The following is a 22,650-nucleotide window of genomic DNA, read 5'->3' as shown; positions in this document are numbered from 1 at the left end:
TCCGTGCAATGAATTGATGTTTAAGATTTAAGGTAAAAGATGAATACAAAGCCACTCATCGGTTTAGCAGGTGTAATATTTGCTGCAATGACTGTTGAATTTAATAACCGAATTACCAGCATTACTTTAGTCGACATTCGAGGTGCAATGGGCATTAGTGTCGACTCGGGTTATTGGGTTAACAGTATTTACGCAAGTGCAATGATTATTGGAATGATCCTGTCTACGAGTTGGGCAGTCATTTTTTCTATGCGCAGAGTTCTTCTTTTTGCCATAGGACTTTGCCTTTTTTCTAGCGTTTTAATTCCTTTTAGTCCAAATATCGAAATCTTTTATCTATTACGTGGCTTACAAGGCCTCGCTAATGGTTTAACCATTCCTTTACTCATGGCCTGTGCGCTTAGATTTTTAGGACCTGACATTCGGCTATGGGGATTAGCCTGCTATGCATTAACTGCGACGTTCTTTCCCAACTTAAGTACTGCACTCTCAGCTTTTTATTTAGATGTAATTGGCTGGAAAATGATATTTTTTCAAACCATTCCTTTTTGTGCGCTAAGTGCTGCTCTGGTGTATTTTGGGATTCCCCAAGATCCTCTTAATTATTCAAGAATAAAAACTTACGATTGGATGGGTGCCATTTTAGCAATTATTAGCTTAGCGAGCCTGAGCACCATGTTGTTGCATGGAAATCATTTAGATTGGTTCCACTCTAAATTCATTTGTGTTTTAGCTTTAATTAGTGCCATCACTTTACCTTGGTTTTTCATACATGAATGGCGCTATCCTTCACCACTCATTAAACCGCAAATGCTCGAAATCAGAAATTTTGCTTATGCTGTTTTCGCACTCTTTTGCTTTGTCATTATTGGTATGTCCACCAGCACATTACCACTCAATTACTTAAGTGCTGTGCATGGCTATAAACCCACTCAGACCATGTGGATTGGCTTACAAATTGCGGCATTGCAATTTATCTATATTCCTATTGTTGTGAAGCTTTTAAACCAAGCGTGGGTGGATAGCCGATATGTGCACGGGTTTGGCTTACTTCTGGTCATTGCGGGTTGCATAGGTGCAAGTCAACTTGATACTACATGGAATCAAGAACAGTTTTATTTTTGGCATGCAATCTCATGTTTGGGACAAACCTGTGTCGTGCTCTCGCTCTTAATGATGGGAACAAACAGCGTTCACCCAACCATGGCAATTTATGCATCCCCTATGATTAATACCCCGCGTGCTATTAGCGGTGTACTGGGTGTTTGTATTTTGGACTGGGTCAATCGAGTTCGCGGTGAATACCATTCAACACGACTGATTGAAAATACTGCTCAACATGTTTTCCAAAATATTCAAGGCCCTGTTATTAACCCACTTACTCCACCTGTGCTCACCGCAAATGGTGCAGATCGTGTTTCAGGTGGTTTATCTGCTCTCAACTCTGCGATTCAAGCGCAACAATCAGTTTTAGTTATTAGCGATCAATATCTCATCTTAGCTGGCCTTACCGCTATTTTGTTCATCGTGATGTTGATTTTGCCAGTTCGAACTTATCCGCCACGTATTGCTCTCATTAAGTTAATGAATAGTCATAACTCAGGAAAATCTTTATGAGTACTCTCGAAGCCCAAGACACCACCCATACCGAACCACCCAAGTTAACCAAGGTGCAATTTCTCAAAAAGCATTGGGTTATGGCTATTGCGTTTATTATTGTCTTAGCATCTATTTTGTGGGTTTTAAAACTTATATTTTTACCCTCTTCGGTTGTTGAAACAGACGATGCACGTGTAGATGTAGAGTACTCAACCATTGCCCCTAAAGTGTCGGGCAATATTGAGGAAATTTACATTAAAGATCACCAGACCGTACAAAAAGGCCAACTTTTAGCGCGGATTGATGCACGTGATTATCAAGCTGCTTTCGCTGAGGCTGAATCTAATTATGCCAAAGCGCAAGCTGACCTGAGTGAAGCAATGCTCGCAGTGGATAGACAACCCACTGTTATTCGAGAAACTGAAGCACAGCTGAGAAAAGTAGAAGCCGGAATTAAACTCACAAAAGATAATACGGCGCGTTATGAGCAACTACAGGCACTTGGAGCGGAATCTAGATTAATTACCCAGCAGTCTAAGACTACATTGACTGAACAATATGCTGACTTAGACAGCAGTAAAGAAAAAGTGATTGATGCACAGTATCAGCTCAACCAATACAAGATTCAGGTACAAGCCAAACAAGCAGCCCTTAAACAAGCCCAAGCGGCGCTTGATAAAGCAAAACTGAATTTGAGCTATACAGAGGTTCGTGCACCTATTGATGGAATGATTGGTCAAAAGTCAGCTAATGTAGGTAACTTTGTGAGTGCTGGTAATCCACTCATGGTGGTTGTTCCTTTAGATCAGGTTTATGTAGAAGCCAACTTCCGTGAAATTGAATTAAAAAAGATCAAGATTGGACAACCAGTTAATGTCTATGTAGATGCTTATAACGTTGAATTAAAAGGTGTGGTAGACAGCTTTTCTCCTTCTACTGGCGCATTTTTTTCTCCGATCTCGGCGACTAACGCGACTGGTAACTTTACCAAGATTGTTCAGCGCCTTCCTTTACGAATTAAGCTTATTGAAAATCAAAAAGATGTTGAATTATTACGTCCTGGTTTATCTGTTTTAGTCTCTATTGATACGACTAAATAATTAGTCTAAACCTTGGAATATAAATTAAAAAAGAGACCTTTTACGGTCTCTTTTTTAATTTATATTCAATTTAATTTTATTGAATGATTAATCTAAGTTCATAGCAACCGATCTGGTTGCTTTACGCTTTCGCGTGACAAACAACCCGCAAATGACCACCACCAAAGTTACACCTAAAGATAAGGTAGTTTCATAACTATAGGCTGGTGATAAGAACATATAACCTAAAACGGTCATAATGACTAAAATCACAAACCAAGTTAACCATGGGAACAACCACATTTTAAAAGATACAGCTGTACCCTCTTTTTCCCATTTATGTCTTAAACGCAATTGTGAAAATGCAATCACCAAATACACCAGTAATGCAATTGAGCCTGTGGTTGAGAGCAAGAACCCAAAGACTTGTCCCGGGAACATATAGTTGACAGCACAGCAGACCACACCAATCAACGTAGATAAAAATACAGCTGAGGTTGGTACGCCTGCTCCATTAATTTTTGTCACAACTCTCGGTGCTTCCTGACGCGTACCTAAAGCAAATAACATGCGAGATGAAGTGTAAACTGCGGCATTCATACAGCTTGCAACTGCAATAAAAACGACAGCATCCATAATCAGTTTAGTTTCAGGAACATTCAGGCTCATTAACACAAACTGGAAGGTACCAAATTTTTGTAAGTCTGGTGAACGCCAATCGACCAAAGCAACTGCAAGAAAAATAGAAACAACAAAGAATAAAATAATTCGGTATAGCACCAAATTGGTTGCACGTTTAATTTTTTCTTCGGGATTTTTAGATTCTGCCGCAGCAATAGAAAGAATTTCTATTCCAAAAAATGAAAATGCCGAGATTAAAATTGCTGATAAAACCCCGCCCATTCCATGTGGCATAAATCCACCATTTGAAAATAGATTGCCGACACCACTGACATTTGTTGCTAAAGGCCAAATTCCAAAGACAGCCATTGCTCCAATGATAATAAACACTACAATCGCAATAACTTTAATGAGTGCAAACCAGAACTCAAACTCACCAAAACTTTTGGTACTAAAAAAATTCGCCAGACTAAGTAAAATAATAAAAGCAAGCGCATAGACAGCACTTGAGATTTGCGGGAACCATGCGTGTAAAATTTCAGCCCCTGCAATAGCTTCAATTGGAATCACCAGCACCCAAAACCACCAATATAGCCATCCGATGGTAAACCCTGCCCAAGGGCCAATTGCTTTACGGGCATATGTAGAAAATGAACCAGTGTCTGGTTGCGCGACCGCCATTTCACCGAGCATGCGCATGACCAGAAAAACTAAAATACTTGTAATTATATAAGCGAGTACAGCGGCTGGGCCTGCTTTTGCAATCGCAGCAGAAGAGCCTACAAATAAACCTGCACCAATAACACCACCTATGCTAATCATGGTGATATGTCGATTAGAAAGTCCTTCACCTAATTTTGTTGTTTTATCATTGTTCATATTCGATTCCTTCAAATTGACAAACTGATTTTAAAACCGTTTTAAAATGTACTTCTCCAACTTGTACGAAACAAAAAAGGGAAAATCAGAGTTTTCCCTTTTATTCATCAATTTAATGTAGGCATAGCAAATTGTTTTGCTTCACGGACCTGTGTTGAAGGCCAGCGCTGGGTAATGGTTTTACGGCGTGTATAAAAACGGACACCATCTGGACCGTAGGCATATAGATCACCGAATAATGAACGCTTCCAACCACCAAAGCTATGATAAGCAACAGGTACCGGTAAAGGCACGTTAATCCCCACCATACCGACTTGAATGTGACTGCTAAAATAGCGTGCTGCTTCACCGTCACGAGTATAGATACAAGTACCATTACCATATTCATGATCATTAATGAGTTGCATGGCTTCTCGCATATTATTCACACGCATAACTTGCAAAACGGGACCAAAAATCTCTTGCTGGTAACTGGTCATGTTTGGTGTGACTTGATCAATTAAAGTTGGTCCAACAAAGAAACCTTTTTCATAGCCTGCCGGTCTTGCATCACGGCCATCTATCACAATTTTTGCGCCTTGCTGTTCTGCACTTTGAATATAGGCTTGTACTTTGTCTTTATGTGCTTGGGTAATCAGTGGGCCAAAGTCGTTGCTTGCATCTGCATAGTTGCCGAACTTCAATTTTTTCATTTCTTGAGTTAGCTTATCAATGACTACATCGGCAACTTCATCACCAATGGCAACTGCTACTGACAATGCCATACAACGTTCACCAGAAGAACCAAAAGCTGCGCCTAACAATGACGTTACTACGTTATCAATATCGGCATCAGGCATGATAATCGCATGATTTTTTGCTCCACCTAAAGCTTGGCAACGCTTACCACTCGCCGTTGCCATACGATATATGTACTCTGCAATAGGCGTAGAACCAACAAAACTAACCGCTTGAATTTTAGGATGATGTAGCAACGTATCAACTGCCTCTTTATCGCCATTTACAACGCTAAAAACACCATCAGGCAATCCAGCCTGTTTTAATAGCTCCGCTAAAAATAAAGCGGCAGAAGGCGCTTTTTCAGAAGGTTTTAAAATAAAGCAGTTACCGCAGACCAGTGCCATTGGGAACATCCATAAAGCTACCATAGCTGGGAAGTTAAACGGTGTGATCCCTGCAACCACACCTAGCGGTTGGAACTCGCTCCATGAGTCGATATCTGGACCGACATTTTTTGAATATTCCCCTTTTAAAAGCTCTGGTGCACCGCAAGCATATTCAACATTTTCAATACCACGTTGCAATTCACCTTGAGCATCATGAGAAATTTTACCGTGCTCTTGCCCAATCAAAGCACAAATCTTTTCGGCATTTTGTTCTAATAATTGTTTGAACTTAAACATGACACGCGCACGTTTAATGACTGGTGTATCGCGCCATGCAGGAAATGCTTGCTCGGCTACCTGAACTGCTTCATTTACCGTTTGAGCATCTGCAATTTCGACTTCTTTACTAATTTCACCCATCGCAGGATTGTAAACTGGCTGTTTTCTTGCCGTTTTAGATACAATTCTTCCTTGAATGAAATGCCCTAGCACTTTTTTGGCTTGTTCACTATGCGTACTATTTTCAGTTGAAACTTCTTCATAGCTAAAATCTTCTAGGCCATTTGTCATTGTTGTTACTCCTTACTACAATTAGTTTTCAGATCAAACTGTATTTTTCATTTGGTTTTTAAAGAACATCTATAACGCTACCAATGCTCTTAAATGTCTATAAGCCTTAATTCACTTGATAAAGCGCATCGCCCACGGCGTTCATTAAGCGGTCAATATCAGCCTCTGTACTGTTAAACATTGGGCCGAACTGAAGCGTGTCGCCTCCAAAGCGAACATAGAACCCTTCTTTCCAGAGTTTCATACCAAGCTCAAAGCCTCGGATTGTGGCATCGCCATCACGCGGAGCTAACTGCAACGCACCAATCAAACCACAATTACGAATATCTAAAATGTGCGGTGCGCCTTTTAAGCCATGCAGCATTTTTTCAAAACTTGGAGCCAATGCAGCCGATTGATGGATTAAATTTTTCTTTTCTAAAACATCGAGTGTTGCTAAAGCAGCCGCACAAGCCACCGGATGCGCCGAATAGGTATAGCCATGGGTAAACTCGACTGCATGTTCTGGTAAGTCTTGCTGCATAAAGGCATCATAAATTTCGTGGCTTGCCACCACGCCACCCAGTGGAATAGCGCCGTTGGTAATTTGTTTGGCAAAATTTAAAATATCTGGTGTTACACCAAAGTATTCTGCCCCTGTCCATGTCCCTAAACGCCCAAAACCTGTAATCACCTCATCAAAAATTAACAAGATGTTATGCTGATCACAGATCTCTCTTAAACGTTGTAAATAGCCCGTTGGCGGTACAATACAGCCCGCTGAACCAGAAATAGGTTCAACAATTACGGCTGCAATATTTGAAGCATCATGTAGTTCAATTAACTTAAGCATTTCATTGGCAAGCTCGACCCCACCTGTTTCTGCACAGCCTTTGGTAAAAGTTAAATTCGGCTGCAAGGTATGCGGTAAATGGTCTACATCCATAAGCTGACCAAACATTTTACGATTGCCACCAATGCCGCCTAAGCTTGTTCCCGCAACGTTTACACCATGATAGCCACGTGCACGACCAATCAATTTGGTTTTGCTTGGTTTACCTTTAATGCGCCAATACGCACGTGCCATTTTGATCGCCGTATCTGCAGACTCTGAGCCCGAGTTGGTAAAGAAAACATGTTGTAGTTTTTCAGGCATATGCTGAACAATTTTATCTGCCAACTTAAAAGACAACGGATGGCCAAACTGAAAAGCTGGTGAGTAATCAAGCTGACCTAATTGTGCACTTACCGCCTGTTGAATTTCAGGAAGCGTATGACCAGCACCACAAGTCCATAGGCCTGAGAGTGAATCGTAAATTTCACGGCCAGAATCATCAATTAGGTATGATCCTTTTGCGCCCACGATCATGCGCGGATCTTTAGCAAAGTTTCGATTTGCTGAGAAAGGCATCCAGTGTGCTTGATAATTTATGTGCATATTATTATTAGGTTGAGCCGCATCCAAAGTATGCTCAGAGTCGCTGAATTTATCCGTATCAAACATAACCATTCCTGTTTATTTTCAAATTATGGTTTTGAGTGTACATAGCGAGATAAGTTTGATAAATTCAAATTATCTTGAGTTTAGATTTAAAAAAACAAAACTAAATGAAACCCAAAAAATTAAATCAAGTCACTGATTTTGATATTAAATTACTTAAAATATTTAAAACGGTTTGCGACTGTCATAGTTTTACATCTGCAGAAAGCATTCTTGGCATTAGCCGTTCTGCAATCAGTTTGCATATGAGTGATTTAGAAAATCGTCTGGGCATTCGACTATGCCAACGTGGTCGCGCAGGTTTTGCCCTGACCGATGAAGGACGAGAAATTTTAGAATATATCGAAGTACTTACGGCAGCGATTGAAGACTTCCGCTCCAAAGTTAACCAAATGCATAATCGTCTTAAGGGTGAGTTTAATATCGGAATTATTAACAACCTTGTGACGATGCCAAGAGGCTATATCACCAATACGTTGACCCAACTTGCAGAGGAACATGCCGAGGTTATTATTAATATCAGTATGAGTACTCTGTCAGATATTGAATGCCGTGTACTCGATAACCGTTTGCACGCAGGCGTTATTCCACTTGTTACGCCTTTGTCTGGCCTAGACTATTTCGATTTATATAGCGAGAGTTCATTTTTATATTGCGGCAAAAATCATCCGTTGTTCAGCCAGTGCAGCAACATGAATCTAGATGAGTTAAAAACATGGCAAGCAATCCTTCCTAATTATGCCATCACACCAGAAGCGGCAAAGTTGCATCAGCTTTTAGACTGTAAGGCGACAGCAAGTGACCGTGAAGGCATCGCATTTCTGATTTTAACTGGAAAATTCTTGGGTTTTTTACCCGATCACTATGCAAAAAAATGGGTTGAAGATGGTTTTATGCAAGCTGTTTCAAAGGAGAAAATGCATTACAGCACACCTATTTGTTTAATTACTCACAAGGGCAAAAATCACAATATTATTTTAAAAACCTTTATGGAGATGCTTGAGAAGCGGATTGTTGCGGGTTAGAAATATTTTATATTCTTCAATCTGAGAGATTTTTACTTATTTATGCTTTTGCAAAAATGATAACTATTATTCAACTGATCTAAATAATCTAGCTATATTCATTAATTTAAAAAATAAGCCAATTCTATTTTCATGATAGAATTGGCTTAATCACTATATATATTTATACATTAACTCTATTTAAATTTTTATTTTTAATATTTTTGATGCTTCGTGTCTAGTTTTCACCACAAAATTAAATTGCTGTAGTTCAGAGTACGACTGAGCATTTAAAGGGATAAGGCTAATTTCTTTAACCACTACGCATGGGCTTTCTTCAATAACCAGATGCTTAAAGTCTTGTAATGGCTTGGTGTTTTGGTAAGGAGTTTGCTGGGCAAGCTGGTCTTGTAATTGCTGGTTAAGCTCTTTTAAACGTTGATCTTGTAGCACCTGACTGGGCAAAGAAACGTCTTCGATGGCATAAACATATTGGTGAAAACCCGCAAAAAGAATAAGGGAAGAAGTTATAAAATTTCTAGTTAACATCTTATAGACAGAATTGTACGTATAATCACATTATTTTACATAAAAAAACATATTATTCAATTTTTCTTTATCTTTTGATAAAATTAAATTTATCAAGATGAAGTAACTACCGACCACCATCTTATTAATTTCAATAAAAAGATATTGTTTTAAAAACTTTTATGGAGATGCTTGAGAAGCGGATTGTTGCGGGGTAAAAATCTTTGCTTTTTAATTTATTGAGCTCAAACATTGTATTCTTATATTCAAGGTATGCCTTTTCGCTGATTAGAACTAAAGAGTCTTTCTCTCTCGACAGCAACTTCATTCATTTATCAACGTACTTAAAATATGAAGTATAGCCTCATTATTAGTAGGCTTTACGACCAACAATGAGACCTATATTAATTTCAATCTTAAGCTTATATTACGCTTCTATCTTTTTGTCTTTACTACTTGAATAGATAAAATATAAAGCAATCCCTAAGCAAATTAGCGCTCCTAATCGATACGGTGAAAAAGGGAGCATTTCATTACCAAACCAGCCAAAGTTATCAATCAAGATACTCATCAAAAGTTGCCCAAAAATTACAGCTACCGTAGCTACGGCAGCTCCAATTCTTTGCACGGCCAGTACCATAATGACAATATAAGGTACGCCACACATGGCGCCTAATAACTGCCATTTAGGAACATCTAATAGCGTTAAGGTGTGTTTTGGTTCAAAGTAAAAAATAAGGAGTGCCGTAATTAAAGCACCGACTGAGAAAGTCAAAAAAGCACTACGAAATACACCAACTTTTGCTCCAAGTTGACCATTAATTGCGGCCTGTACACTCAATAAAGCACCACCAATGACGGCGAGAAAAATCATTAAAATTGTCATGCGCGTCTCCTATGCTTTTGCGACAAGTACAAGTGCAGCAATAATAAAGATGAGTGCCAATATTCGTTTACGGTCTACCTTTCGGTGCGGAGTCCCCAACAAACCATAGTGGTCGATGATCAGACTTTTAGACACCTGACCCGCTAAAATGCCTATCATCGTCATGGCAATACCGATAATTGGAGTGGTAATGGTCAAAATAATGACGTAAGCAGGGCCAAGAACACCACCGAGTAATTGCCAAGAAGGAAGCGTAAAAAATGAATGACTATTACGTGGACTAAAAAACAACATGAGTAAAAAGGTAAGTGCTGCACCCACGCCAAAAATACTAAACGTGGCCCACAACTCACCTACTTCCTTTCCTAACGGCCCTAAAAGCCCAGCTTCGACCGATAGCCCCATTCCCCCTAAAATGGTTAGGAGTAGTAATAGAATTTGCATCTACATTGCCTCTTCTGTATCTAGGCAACGAATACTAAGGTAGCCAATTCATCAGAAAAACAGCATAATTTATGAATCACTTTTGCAGAAATTGCACAAATGGATTTAACAAATTCGATTGATATCCGCACGCTTCGGTTCTTTATTAGCGTTTACAATGCTCAAAACTTCTCGAATGTAGCGCGTAAAGAAGACGTATCTGCATCTATGATTTCTCGAACCATCCAACAGCTTGAAGATGCGTTGGGGCAACAACTTTTCTACCGTAATACGCGAGCAATCACACCGACCGAATCGGGCAAATTATTTTTTGAATATGCAAAAAGAATTACCGAACAATTTGATGAAGCACAAAAGGCATTACAAGATAAAACTATAGAGCCATCGGGACTCGTCCGCATTAATGCTCCTGTATTTTTTGGTCAACGGCATATTGCGCCGTGGTTGGCGGGTTTATCAGAGCGTTATCCAAGACTTTTAATAGAGCTAATTCAAACCGACGAATTTATAGATCCGTTACGCGAAAGCACAGATTTAATATTTCGGATTGGAACGCTAACTGATTCATCATTTCATGCACGTATTTTTGCTACACAAAAATATCATTTGGCCGCCTCTCCTCAGTATGTTGCCAAATATGGTGTACTTGATCAGCCTAAAGATCTCAATCAACACAAATGCTTAGTCTATAAAGGTTTTGAAGGTCCTAACCGCTGGTTAGTGAGAAAGCCTGATAAAGAATGGGTACATTATCCAATTACCCCCTTACTTTCTTCAAACAATGCCGAGAGCTTAATGACAGCTGCGCTTCATGGTATGGGTATTGTTCTATTTCCTGACTGGTTGATTGGCGAAGCTTTAAAACAAGGACACTTAATCAAGCTTTTACCTGAATATGAAGTCGCGATTAAATCCCAGCCACAACATATCGCAGCCATTTATCCAAATGTCCGCCATCCTCCCTTAAATATTCGAGTGGTAATAGATTATTTTGCTGAAATCTATGGAGACACACCGTATTGGCAGAATTAATTTTTTATTTATAACAAATCTATAAAGACTCAGCCGCACATACTAGCAACTATTCTTTTAGTTTCTGGGTTGAGTACTATAGTTACTCTGTCTGGGCGAAATTCTTCTGTAACTGGCTCCCCAACATAAGCACTTCGATAGACTCTTGCATTAGTCATCGATAGGATCTGCTTTTCTGTTAAATCAGTTTTACCTATGAGATTCTTAGCTTTAACTGGATCACAATCAAAAGACGGATCCCATTCTTTACTTTTGCTAGGTACTAGAGGCTTAGATTCTATCTTTTGTTGCTGTTCTTGAGCTTGTTTAGGAGCTTCAGCATTTAATACATTATTTGAGCAAGCTGAAAGTAGGCTTATCACAAGCCCCCAAAGAATATACTTTTTCATATTTATAAATACTAATTATCTATTTAGAACCAATATATCATAAATTAGAAAGGTAACCCCCGCCCACAGCCCATATAGCATAGGGCTTACTGTATTGTGATAATCTATTAATTTTTAAAATAAAATCAGTCAATTTCTTTTTAGCGTAAAGAATTGAAAGACAAATATCATACATCACAAAACTTGCTTAAGCGTGAACACTTCATCCATATTTCTAGAATATTTTTCCACTTTTTTCCCGCTCTATGTTGAAAATATTTTTCCAAAACCCCCTCTACTCACCACAATTTAGTAATTTTTCTGTAGCCTTAATAAGAATATCAGTTGGTCTATTCTTTTTAACAACTGGATACAACAAGCTTTTTGTAGAAAAGAATCGGCAAATTATGTTGGATACCATAATTCATGCAGGAATACCATTTCCTGAATTCATGGCTGTCTTTGTGTCTCTTTGTGAGTTTGTACTAGGACTAATGCTTATCATCGGGCTTTTTACTCAACTTTCTTGTTTGATCTTAATCTTTATTTGTTTTATTGCATTCATCACAGTAGGCATCTATACAATTCCATCAGGACTAGATCTAATAACTTGGACAAGTTGGTTTTTTTATATTCATGATCTGCTTTATATATTTATTCTAACTTTTATTCTTTCCAAAAAGCCTGATCCTTTAACTCTTGATCATTTGTTATTTAAAAAGTATATGTAAATAAAAGTTCTGCTAATAATAAATCTTTAGCAGGACTTCCTATAGCTAAACATGTTCGACTAATAGAGACCAATTAACTGGTCTTTTTATATATAGATCACTCATAAAAAACCCACCGAAGTAGGTCATTTATATTCTATATAATAGCTGTTGCCATCAGAACTGTTGAAAACCATATTTAAAGTAGGGTAAATAAATTCACCTCTTAACAAAATATATTCAACTTTAGTTCTCTGAACTCTAGATGAATGATTGATTCTATTAGTATTTTCCTCTGTATAGTTTGCCTGTGCCCTTGTTTCTTTTCCTTGGTAATCAATAATTGTAATGTCTTTTAGCATTTATATGCTCCAATTTAATTAGACATATTATGCTTAACAAAATTTTTATACTATCAATATTTTGTAGGCAACTAATTTAAATTAATTTTTAAAATTTAATTATCTGTACATTGAGAAAATTTATATATGTGTGCTTTATGTACCCCTACTTGAAATTGAGATAGGATAATTTCAAGTTTTAAAGGATAAGACTCAACAGGTTACATATAATTGATTTTATTTACGAAATATACAGTCGAAATAAAGTCCATTTCTATGACATATCAACACATATCAGTCTTAAAACAACCGTAATGTAAAGTGATTTAAAGCGTAGTATGAACTTTCCCTAGTGAAGATAAGAAGATAAAAATGTCAGGTTTTAAAAGTTTTTCTCAAAATACAACTAACAACGCTAATGTCATTAAAGCCCAAATGAATAAGCATTCTGCAACACAACCATCAGAAGTTCCTGGCACCGTAAAAGATTTGCCTGAGAATAATGATCAACCTGATCCAAATAACAAATAATTTCTTATTAACAGTGCCTTGGAAGTTATTTTGAGGTCCTGCTACTATTAAGAATAAATTAGTGCACTGATTTATTATACTATTAACTACTTTTATCAATTTGATTTGTTTAGTTATTTTAAGAAATTGCAGCCATTCATTCCAGAAAATTGATATGACTAGTCTCTCAGATATGAGGGGCTTTTTTAATTGTATTTCTACTTAACCAGTACTTACCCACTCATTAAAAAGAGCACCTAAGTGCTCTCTCATCCTTATTGATTTTTGTATAAGGCAAAATTTATTGCCCTTTCATATGCCTGTTCCTGTAACTCCGTATATACATAAAAGTGCTGTTCTGCTTTGGTAACAGGGTTAATAAGTTTCATTGGTTCATAACTATGAGTATTTAAATCATTAGGATCAACATCAAAAGCTTCTAATTGCTGCTCTCTCCATTCTCCACTTAGTACACCACCTACACAAAGCCATTTCGTTGTATTGTCTGACATATCTAATCCATATTTTTGGAGGTGTTTACATACCATATCACGCCGTTCTTTGAGCTGTATTATTTTTTTCAGACTAAAAAATCGATCATCTAATTAAATGACTTCTTTAGTAAAGTAATTTTAGGATCCATCAAAACAAAAAAGCCCTCCACTAGAGGGCTAGATTCAAAGCTACTTAAGTAAACTTACAATATTGGTCCACCCCATCTTATAAGCCAAATCTAAAGGAGCCATTGATTGATTATTTACCTCCAACTTATTCGTATTCAACCTTAAAAGCTCTTGAACAAATAAATAATTACCCGCTATAACTTCACGATGTAATAATTGATTACCACTTTCATCTTTTTCAGTAATGATTGCAGGGTCTGTCTTTATAATATTTATGAACTGATCCAAAATATTCTTACACATGGGGTGTTCATCTAGGTTTTCGGGACAATTTTTCTGCTCATAAACTAGAAAAATTTCATCAGGATTACCAAAATCAATCCCCCATGCCTCATCATATTCTTTACGATCTGATGCATTTAAAGTCTTACGATATTGTTGAATCGTAAACCCACCATGAACAGTGCCATTAGATAAAAACATCCAATCAACGATAGACTCAAATTGAAGCTTTACAGTTTCACCAGCTTGCACATTATCAATAATATAAGGTTCGTTTAATAAAGTTCCTGAAATTGTACTACCATCAAAATCAATTTGATCAATCCACATATACTCGATTAAAGGGTCATTTTTATCTTCAAGGTTTTCTTGGATGAATGCACATTTCACATAAGCCAGTTCTAAAGCAGGAACAATTCGTCGATATTCCCAATAAAGTTCACGCCAAAAATATTTAAATGTACCTATAGCATTCTCAAAAGCTAGAATCATTTCTGGAGATTCATTCTTATACAATTTATTCATATAATCCATATTACAGTTAATTAATATTAAAATTTCTTATAATAACACTATGATAAATTTAAATATCTTTAAATTTCTTAACTATGACACTAATATTCATAAAAAAATAACGGCCAAGGCTAAGACGAAGCCAAATTAAGGTTCTTGAGCAAAAACCTCTAGCAAAGCCAATTCAAACAGGTTACCTTTTATATAAATTAAACTTTCCAATTAATTTCCTAAAATTTAGGTTTAGTTCAGTTATATTTATTATGATCAAAAAATTAAGTGCATTATTAATATTATTGTCTACATCACTACATGGATTAGCTGCAATACATATGAGTCCAAGAATTGGAAGCTCCTCTTATAGTGGCCCCCTCGACACACTTATATTAATGATTGTCGGGATTGGAGCTTTATATTTTTATTATAAGTCATTCTTAAAATGGATTAAACGAAAATCAACTGGTGAAAAACCAGAACGTAAACTTGGTCTTGATGACTGGGGCATTACACTTGCAGGATATGTAATGGTATCAATATTTGCATGTGGACCTATATTTGAAATACTACAAAGTATAGGCGACTATCAACTTGTAAGAGACACTTGGTATATTGTATTTATATTTTGTTTTGGATTATTGTTTTTTTTAAGAAGAACCTAAGAAGCTATCTAATATATAAATTAAAAATCCCACTAATAATCAATATTTAGTGGGATTTCTATAGCGAAACATGTTCGACTAACTTAGATACTTCAGTACTGATACTTATAATTAAGATATAGAAAATAAACGACGTAGAATAATATTGAGACAAAGAGAGTAAGTAAAAATGAAACCAAAGAGACTATGCTCATTTCAAATGATATATTCGCTTTAATTCCTGTCTCTTGCTCTCTTCTTTTTATAGAAAGATAACCTTTCATATTGCAAAAAGTGAAAAATATAATCGTAATAATTATGAGACAAAGCAAAAGATAGTATTCTGATGTGAAAGGATTATTGATAGCATCATTGCATTTTTGCTTTTCTATTATTTCTGCTTGAGTTAATTCAGTTTTCACTGAAACACCCCATTTCTGACTATCAGGTAGAAAATACTTATATTCACAATAATCTATAAATTTTTCTTTCTGATCACGTCCATCTCCTTTACTGCTAGAAGATGAGGTGTGATTAAGCCTTACTGTAGTAGTTGTCATTTGCCATTTGTATTTAAAAATTTGGTGCAATTATAAATACCGACTAGCTCTAAACTCAATAAACACCACTCAATAAAAAAGCCCATCTTCCGATGAGCTTCTTATTTAATTGGGATTATTAATATGCATTAGGCTTTAAATTCTGCTAATACAAAGTTTTTTACTATTTCATCAAAATTTGGTTTTAGTAGAGTTGGCTTGCTATCTTTTATAGTTTTATACCAATAACTCGCTGCAACTCCCACACTAATCAAAGCTAACAATTTCATTGCTCACCTCACTTATTGGGAAGAGTGAAACTTAAAGTATCATTCGCGTTTGTAGCGTTCCAACTCGTTTCAGGGAGTTTTCTGTATATTTTTTAAGCAATGTGTAATAAAAAAGCTCCCTATGCTATGTGAGCTTTCTCTAATGCCAAAAGTGCAATTTACTTACACTTAGCCCACTATAATGCAAAAATAGATTTATTCTTCGATTTTAACTTTGTCTGTAGCAAGTGTAATTATAAATGGTTGACTGAAGTAAACTGGGTAATCCAAATTCTTATATCTAAGATTTAACTTTTCCTGAAATCTCTTAAAGTTTGAAGCTCTAATCATTTTTAAAATTTTTTCATCTTGCTCTGGATCACCACTACTCTTAGTAAGAACTACTTCAAATGAACCATTTTTATAAAGTTTTATGCGTGCCTCTGCTGTTAGATGTTTTGGTGCTGATTTAGAAATATTGGTACTTGGAACTTCATCATTTGCATAGACAGACATGCCAAGAGTTAAAAAAAATAGCCCTCTTACTAAATATCTTTTTATCATATTTTACCTATAGTTACGTTTACTCATATTTTTATAAATGCTAGGATTAAATAAATCATTGAATAACCTAAATAATATGAGCTTTAGTATTTATTTACCAGCTACATCTTTTAAAGGCACACACAACACACCATTATCGAAGGTAGTTTCAAATCTGGCTCATTTGAAAGCCATCTTTTCTTTAATGGAAATTATTTACTATTACCATCTTAAATCCAAAGCGCCAACTTTTCCCAGTTAGCGCTTTTTTTGTTTACAATTTTCTGATTATTTTTATAAAATTCTCTAGCGGTGTATTAAGCCAAAGATCAATTTACAGCTTATTCTCAGCTAAAAAGAACTGATTAATGTACCCGAACAAAAAACCTCTCCACCACCACATCCCTTTCTTCCAAACTTTTTGAGCTTAAAATCTGGAACATCAAGCCATCAATTAAGTTTAAAACCAAGTCGGCACTTGGTTTTAGTGCATGAGTTTCCAAACTAAAAACCAGATCAAAAAGTTCTTAAAGTAGCTATTTTCTATACTCAATTGCCATGGGATAGACCTGTAGGTAAATGTATTTAATTTTAAAAATGACTTTAAGTATGCTGTGCCGCCTAATTATGCCACCATACCTCAAGCAGTAAAACTAAGAAATAAGAGACCTTTTATGGCCTCTTTTTCTAAAAATAGAACTTGGTAAAAGCTTTTAAATTTATTTTTTCATTAGTTTAAAAGCAACTACATAGTCACCGGGCGGTGTTTGCATAAAGTAATGGCCACCTGCAACAATGACAACATACTGCTCTCCATCAATAGAATAAGTCATAGGTGTTGCTTGTCCACCCGCAGGTAATTTGGCACTCCAGATCGACTTACCAGTTTTACTGTCAAAGGCATGCAAACGGTTATCAGTTGCAGCAGCAACGAATACAACTCCACCATCTGTAATAATAGGCCCACCATTATTAGGTGTACCAATATTAATAGGTAAATATGTTGGCAATCCAAATGGACCATTGTGCTCTGCAGTTCCCAAAGGTTTTTGCCAAATCACTTTCTTGGTGTTCATATTAATAGCAGTAATCATTCCATATGGTGGTTCATTGCATAATACGTTGGTAATTGGAGCATAGAATGGTTGAACATTTACTGCATAAGGAGATTCAGCCATTGCCGCAATTGAGCCATTTTTCTTAGCACTAAATTTCGGATCATCCATCGGTAAAATACCTTCTTGATCTGCTTTAGCTCTTGCAACCAACTGGTTATACATTGGGGTATTACTCCAGTTAGCGATCAAAATGCCATTTTTAGGGTTATAAGCTATGCTTCCCCAATCACTACCACCATTAAATCCAGGATATTGAATCCATGGCTTATTAACCGTAGGAGGAGTAAATTCACCAACATAATATGCCTGTCTATATTTAATACGACAAAGCATTTGATCAATTGGTGATATGCCCCACATTTTTGATTCTGTTAGATCTGAAAACCCTAATCGAGGAATATCTACAGACCATGGTTGTGTAGGTGAACGCACATCATCTGGAATAACAGATTCAGGAGCTTGGCGCTCGACAACTTTTGAAATGGGTTTGCCTGTAATTCGGTTTAATACAAATGTTTGTCCTCTTTTTGTTGGCATAATGAGCGCTGGAACAATCTTTCCTGATTGATCTTTATAATCAAGTAGAGTTGCTTGTGATCCTAAATCATAATCCCATGCGTCCTTATGAACAGTTTGAAAACTCCATTTTTTTACACCTGTTTGAGCATCTAATGCGACAACTGCGGTAGAAACTTGATTTTCTTCTTCTGTACGTAAAGCACTATAGTAGTCAGGTGCTGAACTTCCTGTTGGAACATAGACTGTATTTAATTTTTCATCAACAGTCATAACTGTCCAAGAGTTAGGCGTACCACGGCTATAAGTTTCACCTTTGGGAGGTAATCCATGTCGATTTGGTTGTCTTACATCCCAAGCCCATTTAAGAGAGCCAGTATCAACATCATATGCACGTATTACACCAGAAGGAGCTGTACGCCGTTGGTTATCTTGAACTTTATGGTTGACTACAATTACTCCATTTACTACAGGGGGTGGCGATGTAACAGCCATGAATCCTGGAACTGTATGACCAATCCCTTCTAGCAAGTTCACATGTCCGTTTGTACCAAATTGGGGACATGCCTTTCCTGTTTTTGCATCTACCGCTATAAGTTGCATATCTAGCGTGCCTTCAATCACCTTTTCATGACATATTTCATTCTCAGGAATTACTTTTGAAGTATAGAACGTGACACCACGACACACTGCAGTCGACGGTAATTTCTCGTAAGCTAAATTGTGTTTATATTCCCAAATTTTCTTACCAGTACGCGCATCTAATTTCAGCATGTTATTGGTAGCAGTACACAAGTAAAGAGCATCATTGACTTTAATTGGTGTTGTTTGGGCAGCCCACTTATTTTTTTTATCTACAGGAGGCATATCTCCTGTACGCGTTACCCAGACTTGTTTTAATTGATTAATATTTTCAGGGTTAATTTGATCAGTGGGTGAAAAACGGGTTGCCTGCACATCTCTTCCATAATACCGCCAATCACTATCTGGTTGAGTACTATCCGCATGGTATACATTTGAAGTATTTTGAGGAATTTGGCTTGTATCGAGAGAAGTGAAATAGGGATACCATGCTAATGCACCTGCTATAACAAAACATGTAACAATTAAGCCGGTAAAACTATAAGCAACTCTTTTTCGTATACCATGCGCAATATATGGCAGGAGTAAAGATAAAAAAAATGCGAATACAGCTATGGTCGCTACACGAGGTATCCAGCCCCAAAATCTTGTACCAGACTCCCAAATTGTCCAAATGAGTGTGTACACAAAAACTATGCCAAAGATTTTAGCGCCTATAATCTTGTTTAGATACAGATATATACTTGATATTATGAGTAATAATCCAGTAATGCAGTAATACCAAGATCCATTTAATATTATTAAATATGCTCCACCACCAAACAAAGTCAGAGCAAACAATAACTGTATCACTGCATAAGCTTTTATAAAAAAGCTTGCACTCCCTATAGATTTAGAGCCCATTATTACCTCTTTTTAAATTATTTTTAAACATAATTCCAAGCCATATCTTTAAAATCACCGTATATAATTTCTATTCACAGTCACAGTATCTAGATTTAAAAATTTTGCGAAAGGTTAGGTGAATTTTAAAGGAATAGAGAGTGTGAATAATGCTTAAAAACAGTAGAAGATAGATTTTTCTACACACAAATACTTTTACAAAGACACTATTAATTATAATTTTTTTAAAAAGCTAAACTATCGCTAAAAATGAAATTATATGTTGCATTTTTTGCAACATAAAAAAATAAATAAAAAATAACAATAGTTTATATTAATATTTTTATAAAAATGTATTTAAAAAATATCTTTCACTCTCTCAAAATACATGGTAAAAATCATATATAAAAAACAAATAGATACACAAAAATTTCTTAAAAAATACTCTACTAAAATATACATTTATTTTTCTAGCTATTATTTATTTTCAGTAAAATTACAAAAAATAAGCATATTATAGAAAAATAAAAATCTTAATTTTTGATGCAGCCCCTATGAAAGACCTAAACGATTTATACATTTTTTCCCTAATTGTAGAGCATGGTGGATTAAGCAAAGTTGAAGAAAAAACTGGTATAAGCAAATCCAAATTAAGCCGTAGATTATCTACATTAGAAAAAAATCTAAATATTAAATTACTACAAAGGGACTCTCGACAAGTCAAAATGACGGCTATTGGCGAACAAATTTATCAATATGTTCAATCTATGCTTAAAGAGGCTCAAAATGTTTATGATTTAATTGATCAATGTCAAGAGGAGCCAATAGGTACTATTAATGTGAGTGTTCCAATTGGAGTTGCAGAAAGACAATTACCTTTGATTGTTCCAGAATTTATGGAGAAATACCCTAAAGTTGCAATAAACTTTATAGTGACTAATAAAAAAATTGATATATTAAAAGAATCAATAGATATTTGTATTAGGGTCGGCTCTAGCAAAGAAGTTGATAACAATTTAGTAATGAGACATTTAGGCTATCTTGAATCCGTTTTAGTCGCTAGCCCTGAATATATTCAACGGTATGGAATACCTAAACATCCAAACGAATTAAATAATCACAAATTATTAAGCAACAACCTAGATAATGAAAATCAGACTTGGTTTTTTGAAAATTTAGAACAAAAGTTAAATACAAGTATAAAGCCATTTATTAAAGCTTCAAGCCTAACATTACTCATGTCATTAGCACAAGATAACCAAGGTATTGCTTTACTCCCTCTTATCAGATGCCGAGATTTAATAAATGAAAATAAACTTATAGTTATTTTACCTGAATGGAAACTTCCTAAAGGAAATTTTCATATAATATTTCCACCTAGAAGTGGAGCACTTCCAGCATCTAAAGTTTTTCTCGATTTTTTAATTGAAAAAATGCCAAATTTAATCAATAAAATGCAGGATATCTAATTAAAATCAATATATAAAAAGTCTATACCCGATTTTAGGTATAGACTTTTTATATATTGATAGGCGTACATTAATAAAGCTGTGATTTCACCATTCTTTGGAACTGAAGTTTCAAACCCATAATATTGTCCATATTTTGGTCGCAAATATTCAGTTGCCTGATTACCTATTGCATCAAGATATGCTGGTAGCTGGGCCATATGTGAATTTGTTTTCTGAGGATCAGGAGCTCCTACTCCCCACTGCACCACGCCATATGATTGGCCCACTGCTTGTTTCATATCTTTTAGAAACTCTAAATAGAAATCTACATCAGCTTTAGATCCAACATTTCCATGGCCACCACTCAGAAATACCCAATTTAAACTTTTTAATTCTTTTAAATTTTCTTCAAAATAAAGAGGAACTTCAGCACCAGCAAAACCCCAATAAGGTAATTGATCGGCATTTATTAGATCGGGAATATGTGCAACTTTCTCACTTGGAATTAACCAAACACCTGTATCGGCAGTATGTGCTGCATATTTGAAACCATGTACTTGAACATTCACCCCTTCAAAATTAAAACTACCATTTTTAAAAGGAATTGTTTCAGTAGGTTTTGGTAATTTACTTTTAATTCGGTTTAAAAGCTCTGCTGTAGCATCAGATGAAATAATACGTACTTTGACACCTGCCTTTTTAGATGCTTCAACAATTACTGGAGCTGAGCTGATATGGTCAGCGTGCGCATGAGAATAGACAATTGTTGTAACAGGTAGTTTTGTTACTTCTGAGATCGCTTTTAAAATCTTTTCTCCAGCATTTTCAACTGGGTCAAATAACAGTACTCCTTTTTCACCTACATAAAACATCGTTCCATAAAATTGAGATTGAAAAAAATAAGTATGTTCTGTCATACGTTGCAGTACATACTCTTGCTGAAGATTTCGGTTATATAGCCGGTCAATTTTTTCCGATGGATTTAAAGCTTTTTTACTCGATTGGGAAACATAAACCGCATTTACAGTAGAGGGAGCTTCTGGAATATCTATCGTACTTTGAGCATTGGCTCCATGACTTATGTTCAAATACATTAAGCTTAGGAGTGTGGTATTTAAAAAGATCTTTTTCATTCGAAACCTCAGATATACAATTAAATTAAATGTTCTATACTTGATAAAAACATTCTTATATTTCTGATTTCGAAAGATTAAAACAAGCTACTAAAATAAGAACTTAAGTTGCAAAAATAAGAACAGTCAGCAGTTATTTTTTAACTTAATATTCTCGTATTAATAAATTTTTTTTTAAATATAAATGCTCAACGCTATTTTCTAGATTCGTAACAAGCTTTTTTTAAGTTTTCCATTGCCTGTGCTGGCATAGGCGCTGTCATCATTGCATGATAATTCATACATTCTGGGGTTTCTTCCTTTTGCATATTCTGATTAGTAACACAGGCAGAGATAATAAAAGGGATAGATAATATTCCTAACAATTTCATAAGCAAATTCCCAAATTATGATGAAATAATTCT

The 22,650-nt window shown here is 35.8% G+C and carries 24 protein-coding genes and 3 pseudogenes; 8 read left to right on the top strand and 19 right to left on the bottom strand.

Features of this window, described 5'->3' with window-relative positions:
• The first annotated feature begins 39 nt into the window (after positions 1-39).
• Together HJG58_RS10570 and HJG58_RS10565 are read left to right on the top strand one after the other, a co-directional pair.
• Positions 40-1,617: an MFS transporter gene (locus HJG58_RS10570; RefSeq protein ID WP_170248828.1), complete on the top strand. Its 1,578-nt coding sequence runs from the start codon at positions 40-42 to the stop codon at positions 1,615-1,617.
• Complete coding sequence (locus HJG58_RS10565; protein ID WP_170248827.1) at positions 1,614-2,699, top strand: HlyD family secretion protein; 1,086 nt, start codon at positions 1,614-1,616, stop codon at positions 2,697-2,699. The genes HJG58_RS10570 and HJG58_RS10565 overlap by 4 nt, the downstream gene beginning before the upstream one ends.
• Positions 2,700-2,786: 87 nt before the next feature.
• Here the strand turns inward: HJG58_RS10565 and HJG58_RS10560 are convergent, their stop codons facing one another.
• From HJG58_RS10560 to HJG58_RS10550, 3 genes are all read right to left on the bottom strand, one after another.
• Positions 2,787-4,178: an amino acid permease gene (locus HJG58_RS10560; RefSeq protein ID WP_170248826.1), complete on the bottom strand. Its 1,392-nt coding sequence runs from the start codon at positions 4,176-4,178 to the stop codon at positions 2,787-2,789.
• Positions 4,179-4,285: 107 nt separating this feature from the next.
• A complete protein-coding gene (locus HJG58_RS10555; RefSeq protein WP_170248825.1) occupies positions 4,286-5,854 on the bottom strand; it encodes a CoA-acylating methylmalonate-semialdehyde dehydrogenase in 1,569 nt (522 codons plus the stop codon).
• Between the two features lie 106 nt (positions 5,855-5,960).
• Positions 5,961-7,343: an omega-aminotransferase AptA gene (locus HJG58_RS10550; protein WP_170248824.1), complete on the bottom strand. Its 1,383-nt coding sequence runs from the start codon at positions 7,341-7,343 to the stop codon at positions 5,961-5,963.
• A 98-nt stretch (positions 7,344-7,441) separates the two neighbouring features.
• Between HJG58_RS10550 and HJG58_RS10545 the strand changes: the two genes are divergently transcribed.
• The gene (locus HJG58_RS10545; RefSeq protein ID WP_033850151.1) at positions 7,442-8,359 is read left to right on the top strand and encodes a LysR family transcriptional regulator; all 918 of its coding nucleotides are present in this window, start codon (positions 7,442-7,444) and stop codon (positions 8,357-8,359) included.
• Between the two features lie 222 nt (positions 8,360-8,581).
• Here the strand turns inward: HJG58_RS10545 and HJG58_RS10540 are convergent.
• The 4 genes and pseudogenes from HJG58_RS10540 to HJG58_RS10530 all read right to left on the bottom strand — a co-directional run.
• Positions 8,582-8,887: pseudogene (locus tag HJG58_RS10540) on the bottom strand (ShlB/FhaC/HecB family hemolysin secretion/activation protein); the annotation flags it as partial.
• Between the two features lie 196 nt (positions 8,888-9,083).
• Positions 9,084-9,194 (bottom strand): annotated as a pseudogene (locus HJG58_RS19035) (hypothetical protein); the annotation flags it as partial.
• Between the two features lie 99 nt (positions 9,195-9,293).
• On the bottom strand, positions 9,294-9,752 hold the full coding sequence (locus HJG58_RS10535; RefSeq protein ID WP_170248823.1) for a DMT family transporter: 459 nt from the start codon (positions 9,750-9,752) through the stop codon (positions 9,294-9,296).
• 9 nt (positions 9,753-9,761) lie between these two features.
• Positions 9,762-10,196, bottom strand: a complete 435-nt coding sequence (locus HJG58_RS10530; protein ID WP_170248822.1) for a DMT family transporter — start codon at positions 10,194-10,196, stop codon at positions 9,762-9,764.
• A gap of 99 nt (positions 10,197-10,295) precedes the next feature.
• Here HJG58_RS10530 and HJG58_RS10525 point away from each other — a divergent pair, with 99 nt between their 5' ends.
• Positions 10,296-11,228, top strand: a complete 933-nt coding sequence (locus tag HJG58_RS10525) for a LysR family transcriptional regulator (RefSeq protein ID WP_170248821.1) — start codon at positions 10,296-10,298, stop codon at positions 11,226-11,228.
• A gap of 29 nt (positions 11,229-11,257) precedes the next feature.
• Here the strand turns inward: HJG58_RS10525 and HJG58_RS10520 are convergent, their stop codons facing one another.
• Positions 11,258-11,617 carry a hypothetical protein gene (locus tag HJG58_RS10520; RefSeq protein WP_170248820.1) on the bottom strand — a complete coding sequence of 120 codons (360 nt, stop codon included), beginning with the start codon at positions 11,615-11,617 and terminating at the stop codon, positions 11,258-11,260.
• Between the two features lie 245 nt (positions 11,618-11,862).
• On the opposite strand from HJG58_RS10520, the gene HJG58_RS10515 reads away from it, so the two are divergent.
• Entirely contained in the window at positions 11,863-12,327 is a 465-nt protein-coding gene (locus HJG58_RS10515) for a DoxX family protein (protein WP_170248819.1), read from the top strand.
• 125 nt (positions 12,328-12,452) lie between these two features.
• Here HJG58_RS10515 and HJG58_RS10510 read toward each other — a convergent pair whose 3' ends face one another.
• The gene (locus tag HJG58_RS10510; RefSeq protein ID WP_017481069.1) at positions 12,453-12,668 is read right to left on the bottom strand and encodes a hypothetical protein; all 216 of its coding nucleotides are present in this window, start codon (positions 12,666-12,668) and stop codon (positions 12,453-12,455) included.
• Positions 12,669-13,019: 351 nt separating this feature from the next.
• On the opposite strand from HJG58_RS10510, the gene HJG58_RS10505 reads away from it, so the two are divergent.
• Positions 13,020-13,178, top strand: a complete 159-nt coding sequence (locus HJG58_RS10505) for a hypothetical protein (RefSeq protein WP_170248818.1) — start codon at positions 13,020-13,022, stop codon at positions 13,176-13,178.
• A 254-nt stretch (positions 13,179-13,432) separates the two neighbouring features.
• Here HJG58_RS10505 and HJG58_RS10500 read toward each other — a convergent pair whose 3' ends face one another.
• The 3 genes from HJG58_RS10500 to HJG58_RS10490 all read right to left on the bottom strand — a co-directional run bounded on the left by HJG58_RS10500 (position 13,433) and on the right by HJG58_RS10490 (position 14,759).
• On the bottom strand, positions 13,433-13,669 hold the full coding sequence (locus tag HJG58_RS10500) for a hypothetical protein (RefSeq protein ID WP_017481067.1): 237 nt from the start codon (positions 13,667-13,669) through the stop codon (positions 13,433-13,435).
• Between the two features lie 171 nt (positions 13,670-13,840).
• Complete coding sequence (locus HJG58_RS10495) at positions 13,841-14,554, bottom strand: YegJ family protein (RefSeq protein WP_170248857.1); 714 nt, start codon at positions 14,552-14,554, stop codon at positions 13,841-13,843.
• A 91-nt stretch (positions 14,555-14,645) separates the two neighbouring features.
• Positions 14,646-14,759, bottom strand: coding sequence for a hypothetical protein (locus HJG58_RS10490; protein WP_153887866.1), 114 nt, complete (start codon positions 14,757-14,759; stop codon positions 14,646-14,648).
• Between the two features lie 79 nt (positions 14,760-14,838).
• On the opposite strand from HJG58_RS10490, the gene HJG58_RS10485 reads away from it, so the two are divergent.
• Positions 14,839-15,234 (top strand): putative four-helix membrane protein, encoded by a 396-nt coding sequence (locus HJG58_RS10485; protein WP_328704629.1) that lies wholly within the window; start codon positions 14,839-14,841, stop codon positions 15,232-15,234.
• A 92-nt stretch (positions 15,235-15,326) separates the two neighbouring features.
• Here HJG58_RS10485 and HJG58_RS10480 read toward each other — a convergent pair whose 3' ends face one another.
• The 5 genes and pseudogenes from HJG58_RS10480 to HJG58_RS10460 all read right to left on the bottom strand — a co-directional run bounded on the left by HJG58_RS10480 (position 15,327) and on the right by HJG58_RS10460 (position 19,683).
• Positions 15,327-15,773 carry a hypothetical protein gene (locus HJG58_RS10480; RefSeq protein WP_235944502.1) on the bottom strand — a complete coding sequence of 149 codons (447 nt, stop codon included), beginning with the start codon at positions 15,771-15,773 and terminating at the stop codon, positions 15,327-15,329.
• Positions 15,774-15,901: 128 nt separating this feature from the next.
• Complete coding sequence (locus HJG58_RS10475) at positions 15,902-16,042, bottom strand: hypothetical protein (protein WP_170248816.1); 141 nt, start codon at positions 16,040-16,042, stop codon at positions 15,902-15,904.
• A 195-nt stretch (positions 16,043-16,237) separates the two neighbouring features.
• Positions 16,238-16,585, bottom strand: coding sequence for a TonB C-terminal domain-containing protein (locus HJG58_RS10470; RefSeq protein ID WP_170248815.1), 348 nt, complete (start codon positions 16,583-16,585; stop codon positions 16,238-16,240).
• 344 nt (positions 16,586-16,929) lie between these two features.
• A pseudogene (locus tag HJG58_RS19030) lies at positions 16,930-17,175 on the bottom strand (TetR/AcrR family transcriptional regulator); the annotation flags it as partial.
• Between the two features lie 108 nt (positions 17,176-17,283).
• Positions 17,284-19,683: a membrane-bound PQQ-dependent dehydrogenase, glucose/quinate/shikimate family gene (locus HJG58_RS10460; protein ID WP_170248814.1), complete on the bottom strand. Its 2,400-nt coding sequence runs from the start codon at positions 19,681-19,683 to the stop codon at positions 17,284-17,286.
• Positions 19,684-20,216: 533 nt separating this feature from the next.
• Here HJG58_RS10460 and HJG58_RS10455 point away from each other — a divergent pair.
• Positions 20,217-21,131, top strand: a complete 915-nt coding sequence (locus HJG58_RS10455; protein ID WP_170248813.1) for a LysR family transcriptional regulator — start codon at positions 20,217-20,219, stop codon at positions 21,129-21,131.
• Here HJG58_RS10455 and HJG58_RS10450 read toward each other — a convergent pair.
• Entirely contained in the window at positions 21,128-22,246 is a 1,119-nt protein-coding gene (locus HJG58_RS10450) for an MBL fold metallo-hydrolase (protein ID WP_170248812.1), read from the bottom strand. The genes HJG58_RS10455 and HJG58_RS10450 overlap by 4 nt on opposite strands.
• A 194-nt stretch (positions 22,247-22,440) precedes the next feature.
• Complete coding sequence (locus HJG58_RS10445; RefSeq protein WP_170248811.1) at positions 22,441-22,617, bottom strand: hypothetical protein; 177 nt, start codon at positions 22,615-22,617, stop codon at positions 22,441-22,443.
• Between the last annotated feature and the right edge of the window lie 33 nt (positions 22,618-22,650).

This window comes from Acinetobacter geminorum, assembly GCF_013009345.1.
GTDB lineage: Bacteria > Pseudomonadota > Gammaproteobacteria > Pseudomonadales > Moraxellaceae > Acinetobacter > Acinetobacter geminorum.
Note: the sequence above shows the minus strand (reverse complement) of the source record. Positions and strands in the feature narration are given on the sequence as shown.

Excerpts from the sequence above, each read along its gene's own strand:
- HJG58_RS10570 (WP_170248828.1), top strand. The coding sequence starts at position 40 with ATGAATACAAAGCCACTCATCGGTTTAGCAGGTGTAATATTTGCTGCA.
- HJG58_RS10565 (WP_170248827.1), top strand. The coding sequence starts at position 1,614 with ATGAGTACTCTCGAAGCCCAAGACACCACCCATACCGAACCACCCAAG.
- HJG58_RS10560 (WP_170248826.1), bottom strand. The coding sequence starts at position 4,178 with ATGAACAATGATAAAACAACAAAATTAGGTGAAGGACTTTCTAATCGA.
- HJG58_RS10555 (WP_170248825.1), bottom strand. The coding sequence starts at position 5,854 with ATGACAAATGGCCTAGAAGATTTTAGCTATGAAGAAGTTTCAACTGAA.
- HJG58_RS10550 (WP_170248824.1), bottom strand. The coding sequence starts at position 7,343 with ATGGTTATGTTTGATACGGATAAATTCAGCGACTCTGAGCATACTTTG.
- HJG58_RS10545 (WP_033850151.1), top strand. The coding sequence starts at position 7,442 with ATGAAACCCAAAAAATTAAATCAAGTCACTGATTTTGATATTAAATTA.
- HJG58_RS10535 (WP_170248823.1), bottom strand. The coding sequence starts at position 9,752 with ATGACAATTTTAATGATTTTTCTCGCCGTCATTGGTGGTGCTTTATTG.
- HJG58_RS10530 (WP_170248822.1), bottom strand. The coding sequence starts at position 10,196 with ATGCAAATTCTATTACTACTCCTAACCATTTTAGGGGGAATGGGGCTA.
- HJG58_RS10525 (WP_170248821.1), top strand. The coding sequence starts at position 10,296 with ATGGATTTAACAAATTCGATTGATATCCGCACGCTTCGGTTCTTTATT.
- HJG58_RS10520 (WP_170248820.1), bottom strand. The coding sequence starts at position 11,617 with ATGAAAAAGTATATTCTTTGGGGGCTTGTGATAAGCCTACTTTCAGCT.
- HJG58_RS10515 (WP_170248819.1), top strand. The coding sequence starts at position 11,863 with ATGTTGAAAATATTTTTCCAAAACCCCCTCTACTCACCACAATTTAGT.
- HJG58_RS10510 (WP_017481069.1), bottom strand. The coding sequence starts at position 12,668 with ATGCTAAAAGACATTACAATTATTGATTACCAAGGAAAAGAAACAAGG.
- HJG58_RS10505 (WP_170248818.1), top strand. The coding sequence starts at position 13,020 with ATGTCAGGTTTTAAAAGTTTTTCTCAAAATACAACTAACAACGCTAAT.
- HJG58_RS10500 (WP_017481067.1), bottom strand. The coding sequence starts at position 13,669 with ATGTCAGACAATACAACGAAATGGCTTTGTGTAGGTGGTGTACTAAGT.
- HJG58_RS10495 (WP_170248857.1), bottom strand. The coding sequence starts at position 14,554 with ATGATTCTAGCTTTTGAGAATGCTATAGGTACATTTAAATATTTTTGG.
- HJG58_RS10485 (WP_328704629.1), top strand. The coding sequence starts at position 14,839 with ATGATCAAAAAATTAAGTGCATTATTAATATTATTGTCTACATCACTA.
- HJG58_RS10480 (WP_235944502.1), bottom strand. The coding sequence starts at position 15,773 with ATGACAACTACTACAGTAAGGCTTAATCACACCTCATCTTCTAGCAGT.
- HJG58_RS10475 (WP_170248816.1), bottom strand. The coding sequence starts at position 16,042 with ATGAAATTGTTAGCTTTGATTAGTGTGGGAGTTGCAGCGAGTTATTGG.
- HJG58_RS10470 (WP_170248815.1), bottom strand. The coding sequence starts at position 16,585 with ATGATAAAAAGATATTTAGTAAGAGGGCTATTTTTTTTAACTCTTGGC.
- HJG58_RS10460 (WP_170248814.1), bottom strand. The coding sequence starts at position 19,683 with ATGGGCTCTAAATCTATAGGGAGTGCAAGCTTTTTTATAAAAGCTTAT.
- HJG58_RS10455 (WP_170248813.1), top strand. The coding sequence starts at position 20,217 with ATGAAAGACCTAAACGATTTATACATTTTTTCCCTAATTGTAGAGCAT.
- HJG58_RS10450 (WP_170248812.1), bottom strand. The coding sequence starts at position 22,246 with ATGAAAAAGATCTTTTTAAATACCACACTCCTAAGCTTAATGTATTTG.
- HJG58_RS10445 (WP_170248811.1), bottom strand. The coding sequence starts at position 22,617 with ATGAAATTGTTAGGAATATTATCTATCCCTTTTATTATCTCTGCCTGT.